Source organism: Streptococcus alactolyticus (genome assembly GCF_042649785.1).
In the GTDB taxonomy this organism is placed as follows: domain Bacteria; phylum Bacillota; class Bacilli; order Lactobacillales; family Streptococcaceae; genus Streptococcus; species Streptococcus alactolyticus.
Genome location: NZ_JBHRZX010000028.1, coordinates 1 through 6,629, shown reverse-complemented (window position 1 = coordinate 6,629; position 6,629 = coordinate 1). Strand labels below are relative to the sequence as shown.

Annotated in this window: 9 protein-coding genes, 1 pseudogene and 1 other annotated feature; of the genes and pseudogenes, 1 reads left to right on the top strand and 9 read right to left on the bottom strand. The window is 39.3% G+C overall.

The window, feature by feature from the left end; genetic code table 11:
• Window positions 1-289 precede the first annotated feature (289 nt).
• The 5 genes from rplT to ACFORE_RS06420 form a co-directional block, all read right to left on the bottom strand.
• Window positions 290-649, bottom strand: a complete 360-nt coding sequence (gene rplT / locus ACFORE_RS06440; protein WP_000124839.1) for a 50S ribosomal protein L20 — start codon at window positions 647-649, stop codon at window positions 290-292.
• A gap of 51 nt (window positions 650-700) precedes the next feature.
• Window positions 701-901, bottom strand: coding sequence for a 50S ribosomal protein L35 (gene rpmI, locus ACFORE_RS06435; protein ID WP_003065422.1), 201 nt, complete (start codon window positions 899-901; stop codon window positions 701-703).
• A 39-nt stretch (window positions 902-940) separates the two neighbouring features.
• Entirely contained in the window at window positions 941-1,471 is a 531-nt protein-coding gene (infC, locus tag ACFORE_RS06430) for a translation initiation factor IF-3 (protein WP_167829272.1), read from the bottom strand.
• A 13-nt stretch (window positions 1,472-1,484) separates the two neighbouring features.
• Window positions 1,485-1,611 (bottom strand) — a sequence feature (ribosomal protein L20 leader region).
• 24 nt (window positions 1,612-1,635) lie between these two features.
• Window positions 1,636-2,316 (bottom strand): (d)CMP kinase, encoded by a 681-nt coding sequence (cmk, locus tag ACFORE_RS06425; RefSeq protein WP_154454707.1) that lies wholly within the window; start codon window positions 2,314-2,316, stop codon window positions 1,636-1,638.
• A 15-nt stretch (window positions 2,317-2,331) separates the two neighbouring features.
• On the bottom strand, window positions 2,332-2,877 hold the full coding sequence (locus tag ACFORE_RS06420) for an SAG1386/EF1546 family surface-associated protein (RefSeq protein WP_154454706.1): 546 nt from the start codon (window positions 2,875-2,877) through the stop codon (window positions 2,332-2,334).
• A 44-nt stretch (window positions 2,878-2,921) separates the two neighbouring features.
• Here ACFORE_RS06420 and ACFORE_RS06415 point away from each other — a divergent pair, with 44 nt between their 5' ends.
• Window positions 2,922-3,119, top strand: coding sequence for a ferredoxin (locus ACFORE_RS06415; RefSeq protein ID WP_154454705.1), 198 nt, complete (start codon window positions 2,922-2,924; stop codon window positions 3,117-3,119).
• Here ACFORE_RS06415 and ACFORE_RS06410 read toward each other — a convergent pair.
• The 4 genes and pseudogenes from ACFORE_RS06410 to ACFORE_RS06395 form a co-directional block, all read right to left on the bottom strand.
• Window positions 3,109-3,597, bottom strand: coding sequence for an EbsA family protein (locus ACFORE_RS06410; RefSeq protein ID WP_167829271.1), 489 nt, complete (start codon window positions 3,595-3,597; stop codon window positions 3,109-3,111). The genes ACFORE_RS06415 and ACFORE_RS06410 overlap by 11 nt on opposite strands.
• A 57-nt stretch (window positions 3,598-3,654) precedes the next feature.
• Window positions 3,655-4,872: a peptidase T gene (gene pepT, locus ACFORE_RS06405; RefSeq protein ID WP_264879813.1), complete on the bottom strand. Its 1,218-nt coding sequence runs from the start codon at window positions 4,870-4,872 to the stop codon at window positions 3,655-3,657.
• A gap of 90 nt (window positions 4,873-4,962) precedes the next feature.
• Window positions 4,963-5,547 (bottom strand): DUF6287 domain-containing protein, encoded by a 585-nt coding sequence (locus ACFORE_RS06400; RefSeq protein WP_264879814.1) that lies wholly within the window; start codon window positions 5,545-5,547, stop codon window positions 4,963-4,965.
• A 15-nt stretch (window positions 5,548-5,562) separates the two neighbouring features.
• A pseudogene (locus ACFORE_RS06395) lies at window positions 5,563-6,629 on the bottom strand (GH25 family lysozyme); the annotation flags it as partial.

The following is a 6,629-nucleotide window of genomic DNA, read 5'->3' as shown; positions in this document are numbered from 1 at the left end:
CATCGCCTTATTCGGACAATGTATTACCTCATAACGCATAACAAACTTTACGATTACGCTTCAACCCAAAATCGCTAAAATTGTTTATGTCATATTATTGTAACACCTTTTCAAAAATGTAGCTAGCTAAGGTGTTGTTTAGTTGTGCACTTTTTCTCTGTTAAATCAAAGAAATAACTTCTCTACTGGTTGAATTAAGCAGCTTCCGATAATGATTTCTTCTAGAAATCGTTGATATACTTGACAAATGGTAGAAAAGAGAGAACGTTTAATGTTCTCTCTTAACTCATTATTTACCAAGTTTAGCTTTAGCTGCATCTGCAAGAGCTGTGAAAGCTGCTGCATCGTTAACTGCTAAATCAGCAAGCATTTTACGGTTAACTTCGATTTCAGCTAATTTCAAACCATGCATCAATTGTGAGTATGATAAACCGTTCATACGAGCTGCCGCATTGATACGAGTGATCCAAAGTTTACGGAAATCACGTTTTTTCTGACGACGGTCACGGTATGCATAGTAGTAAGAATTCATTACTTGTTCTTTTGCAGTACGGAACAAGATATGTTTTGCACCATAGTAACCTTTAGCAAGTTTCAATACACGTTTACGACGTTTGCGTGATACAACGCCACCCTTAACACGAGCCATTTATATTCTCCTCCAAATAATTCTTAATAATATTGAGTAAATGCTTTAGACTTATTTAAGACCTGAAAGCATTGCTTTAATACGTTTGAAATCTCCTGAGTGCACCATAGCGGCTTTGCGAAGATGACGACGTTGTTTTTTAGTTTTACCGTGGAAACGGTGTGATGTGAAGGCGCGGAAGCGTTTCAATCCACCAGAACCTGTACGTTTGAAACGTTTAGCTGATGCGCGGTGTGTTTTTTGTTTTGGCATTTTAAAAATTCTCCTCTTAAAATAGTTTAAAATTGACAATTATTTTTTGTCAGAAATTGGTGCAAGCTGCATGAACATTTGGCGTCCATCCATCTTAGCTCTTTGCTCAATAATAGCAATGTCTTGCGTTCTTTCTGCAAATTCCGCCAATACCTTTGCTCCAATTTCTTTGTGAGTAATCATACGACCTCTAAAGCGAATAGAGACCTTGACCTTATTTCCTTTTTCAAGGAATTTACGGCCGTTACGAAGTTTAGTCTCAAAGTCACCTTTATCGATAACTGGGCTAAGACGAACCTCTTTCACAGTCACAACGCTTTGTTTTTTACGTTGTTCCTTACGTTTCTTTTGATACTCAAATTTGAACTTTCCATAGTCCATAATTTTTGCAACAGGTGGCGTAGCTTGTGGTTGAATTAAAACCAAATCCACATTAGCATCATCAGCAATTGCTTGAGCTTCTGATAATGGTTTAATTCCTAACTGTTCACCATCAAGACCAACGAGACGAACTTCGCGAACGCGGATTTCATCGTTAATGAATAGATCTTTCTTAGCTATGATCTTCACCTCTTTATTTTTTTAGAGAAAAACGAAACGGACTTGAGAAACAAGCCCGCACACACGTAATATTCCATAAGGAATGTTTGACATGTTGGGCCAGACAACCGTAGTCGCAAGGCGAGAAGTTCTCACTTCTGCTTTTCTCATTGTTTTAAATTATAGCACGAATGTTAAGCCATGTCAATCATTTTCTCTGCTTTTTCTTGAATAAATGCGACAACACCATCAATGTCAACACCTGTCGTGTCAAATGTAATGGCATCAGAAGCTGGTTTCAAAGGAGAAACCTCACGATGACTGTCCTTATAATCCCGCTCTGCAATCTCTTTTTTCAAAGTTTCAAAATCGGTCGCAATTCCTCGCTCTTGATTTTCTTTGAAACGACGTTGAGCACGTTCTTCCACTGACGCAATTAAAAAGATTTTCAATTCTGCATCAGGCAAGACAACTGTCCCAATATCACGACCATCCATAATAATGGCACCGTCTTTGGCAATACGACGCTGCTGCTCAACTAATTCTTCACGAATTTCTGGAATAGCTGCAATATGTGACACATTAGCCGTCACATCATTGTCACGAATGGCACGTGTGACTTCTGTCTGACCAACAAAAACGGTTTGGCTACCATCTTTGGCACGTCCAAAAGAGATCGGATTGTCAGACAAGGCTTTTAAAATGCCCTGCACATCATCTATTTGAAGATTGTTTTTCAAAGCGAGATAAGTAGCTGAACGGTACATAGCCCCAGTATCTAGATAAGTATAGCCAAGATTATGTGCTAAAATCTTGGCTACTGTACTCTTTCCACTTGAAGCAGGACCATCAATCGCAATTCTAATTGATTTCATATTCCTCTATCTTTCTTAGTTAACGTTAACGACATCACCTGGGTTAGCATACCAGTAACCTGATGTCATGTGACTTGGATTGAGTTGGTAAAGCGTGTCGACTGAAATACCAGCACGTGCGGCAATAGATGCAGCTCCTTCACCTGGCAATACGGTAATAGTCCCACCGTTGCTAGACGTATCTGTACTTGATGAAGAAGGCGTTGTATCTGTACTTTGGCTAGTCGCTGGTGTTTCTTCTGTGCTCTCAGCTGGCGCCTCTGAGGTCGAATCACTTTCTGAAGGTGTTTCCTCAGAAGTTGTTTCTGATGTTTCAGTGCTTGATGACGTGCTGACACTGCTGCTTGTAGAAGCCCCGTAAAAATTAGAGGTTTCAGATACCTTGTCACCACTTCGATTTGAAGTGTAAAAGACAACAAATAAAATAGCCACAATGATCACAAAGAACACACTAAGCAAACCGGTCAACAAAGGTGTGCTCACTACTGAGCCCTTTGTTTTACGATTAGCAGATTGGTCTTTATCCTCTACGACTTTTTCTTCCCATGGTTGTTTTGTCATAATGTCCCCTTGTTAAATCAATCAATTCATATTACAATAATACTATGAAAGTACAAATAATACCAAAACAATGTATCGCCTGCGGATTATGTCAGACCTATTCTTCGGTATTTGACTACCACGACGATGGCATTGTTAAGTTTACTGATTCTGATAGCTTAGAAAAAGTTATTCCTAGCACAGATGTTGATACCATAACAGCCGTTAAAAACTGCCCGACAAAAGCTCTTACTATTTCGTAGGAGCTTTTGTCTCATTATGGTAAGCTTCAAAATAATCCAACTTAATCAAATTATCTGTTAAAACGACCTCGCCAGCAAACTCTGGACGTAACACTAAAGCATCTAAGAAGTATTTTTTCGGCCATTTTCGCATATAAAAGATACGATCGGGTTGGTTTTTGATTTTCATCACAATACCAGATTTATTAACCTCAATCGTTTGAATTTGCGCTATCGCTACTCTTGAGCGTCTAAATGGATTTAAGGCCACAATTCTTAATTTTCCATCATCTTCAATGATGAAATAGCGGTGAAAACCTAGCCCAACTAGAATCACAAAAGTCGCAAACAATACAAAGAAATGGTTGGGTATTTTAGTTCGTTCAAATAACAATGAGAATGCAATAAACATCGGCGCAAGAGCAATTGACCAATACGTAATCAGCCATGATAATTCAGGTTGCCAATGGTATCGCATCTTTCCAAAGATTTTAATCACAATGTTCCTCCACCGTTTGATTTTATCAACTAATGCTTATGCAACGCTTAAATGAGCTTATTTTCGGACAATCCCAATAATCACATCAACTGCTTTTTCCATTGTTTGAAGACTGACGAATTCAAAACGACCGTGCATGTTTTCACCACCAGCAAACAAGTTTGGTGTTGGAATGCCCATAAATGAAATTTTTGAACCGTCTGTTCCACCACGAATTGGCTCAATAACAGGTTTGATGTTCAAATCTTCCATGACCTCTTTGGCTAATTCAATTGGTGTCATATCCTTTTCAATGACTTTTTTCATGTTGTAATATTGGTCATTCAAATGAACAAAAACACATTCTTTGCTGAGGGCTTTATTCATCTTGTCCGCAATCTCTTGTACGAGAGCCTTACGCCCTTCAAAAGAAGCATCTTCAAAATCGCGGATAATATAGGAACTATGCGCTTCATCAACTGTTCCTTCCATTCCGTGAAGATGGAAGAAGCCTTCATATCCTTCCGTATTTTCAGGACGGTCAGCTTCTGGCAATTGATTATGGAAATCAATAGCTAATTGCAAAGCATTAATCATTTGGTTTTTAGCCGTTCCTGGGTGAACATTACGCCCTTTAAAATCAACTTCTAAAGCTGCTGCGCTAAAAGTTTCGTATTGCAATTCACCAAGTGGACCACCATCAACGGTGTAGGCAAAATCCACATCAAAATCATCCACATCAAAATGATTAGCACCAACACCGATTTCTTCATCTGGACCAAAACCAACACGAATTTCCCCGTGTTTGATTTCAGGATGAGCCACCAAATACTCAATTGCTGTCATAATTTCAGCAATCCCTGATTTGTCATCAGAGCCTAGCAAAGTTGTCCCATCAGTTGTCACCAAGGTTTGACCAAGGTAGTTATTAAGATTTGGAAATTCTGCTGGGTCTAGTGTGTAACCTGATTGGCCAAGTTCAATAGATCCACCAACATAGTTATCAATCACTTGCGGGTTAACCCCTTCAGCATTGAAATCAGCCGTATCCATATGTGCAATAAACCCAATTTTACGGGTTTTAGTCGCATCATTGGCAGGCAATGTTCCAACCAAGTAGCCATTAGGCAAATAATGCACATCTTGCAAACCAACAGCTTCCATTTCAGGTTTTAGCACGTTCAAAGCAAAATCCACTTGGGATTGCGTTGACGGCACTGTTGTGCTGTTCGGATTACTACGCGTATTGACTTTAACATACGTTAAAAAACGTTTTAATAAATTCTCGTAAGACATCTTTCACCTCTAATTTTTCCATTCCTATTATAGCAAAAAAAACAGCCAAATGGGCTGTTTTTTTTTAAGTGAGTTTTAAAAAAGAATCCACTAGTTTGTCACATGGTAATAAACCTTGTTTGCCAAGTCTTGAGAAGAAATATCTTCAGAGATAATCAATCGGTCTTTGCTGGTATCTGAAGTGTCTTGATTCCCATTCAAATACGATTCTGGAAAGATGGTGTTGGCTGGAATAATATAAACCGTTTCGTTTATTTTAGTTCCTGTTTGCACATTAAGCAATAAAATCCCATTTTGGTCTATATCCAAAAAGTCTGCGGTTAGACCTTCTGTTGCCAGACCCTTGTCATCAAACACCAATTCATCTCCAGAAGCATTTTGCCATGTTCCTGCCATACTGGTGTAATCTGCTTTTAAAACAGCACCTGTATTGACTAAGGGCAGGTCTGATTCTGTTGTCGATGACGCCACAACCGTAGCATTCTCAGAAGAAGTTGTTGAGGCCTCAGAAAGTGTAGAAGTAGTTGATCCTGTGGTACTTTTAATGTTTTCAGTGCTGACTTGTTGAGAGGACGAACTTTGGTTGGTAGATTGTTGAGCAGTTGTCGAACACGCTGCTAATAACACCAATAACCAAGCGAAAAAGCTATAACGAACGATTCTTTTTCCCTGCATAAGTCTTATCTCCCATTACAAAGTGAAACGACCTGTGTAATCAATGTTTTCATCTAAAGCATGAGGAAGTTTCGGTGATACGCTTGTGTATTGCCAAGCCGCCGCATCTGAATAGTAAGACAAATCTTTAGCGGTTTCTTGGTCTAGGTAGTTGTAGCCATACACATAGTGAGCAACCCAGAAATTATCCATACCAAATTGTGATGTATTAACGGCACCACCTTTAGTGTCTAACCAGCTTGCCATAGTGTAATAAACCAAATCTGCATAGCCTAGGCGAATCATCTCTTCTTTCCAAGCTTGGGTGTTTTTATTGATGTCACCACCTGTAACCATTTCAGGGGATTCCATATCATTTACCATCACTGTCGCGTTTGACAAGCCTAGTGATTGTGCTGCTGACACAAAGTATTTTGCTTCTGCTTTCGCTTCTGCTTCGGTTTGGTAATGTGAATAATGGTAAGCAGACACTTTCAAGCCAGCATCTTGAGCATTCTTGATTTGAGCACTGGCGTATGGGGTTGTGTAAGATGTTCCTTCTGTTAATTTGACAACAACTCCTGTGATGCCTTGATTTTTAAGCGACACAAATTCATTGACAGAAATGACACCGTTGTGGCTACTAATATCAACGAAGTAAGAAGCTGTTTGTTACACAGGTTTCTCTGCATTGAAATTGTATTGTCCTAGGTTAAAGCCTGATGTTGTTCCATCTTTGAAATCAACATAAACATGGACGGTGTAATCACCCTTGATGTAACCATGGTATTTTTCATCCACGGTCACAGTTGCCGAACCATCGACAAGATTTGACGTTGTGTACTAATGAAGGTTTGATTGATCGCTTTCTGACCATGCTGCCACACGAATGACTTGGATAACCTTACTTGTCGTGCATTCTGACACCTTAACTTGTAAAGTTCCCTTGTCAGCATCATGATTTTGCACGGTAACCGTTGGTGCTGTCAAGTTTTGATTAAAGGTCAAATCAATCCCTGAAGTAGTAGCGAAACCAACAAGGGAATGTGTTACTTCGCTGACACCGTAAACGTGAACGTTGTAGTGGCCTGATTCAAAGTTAT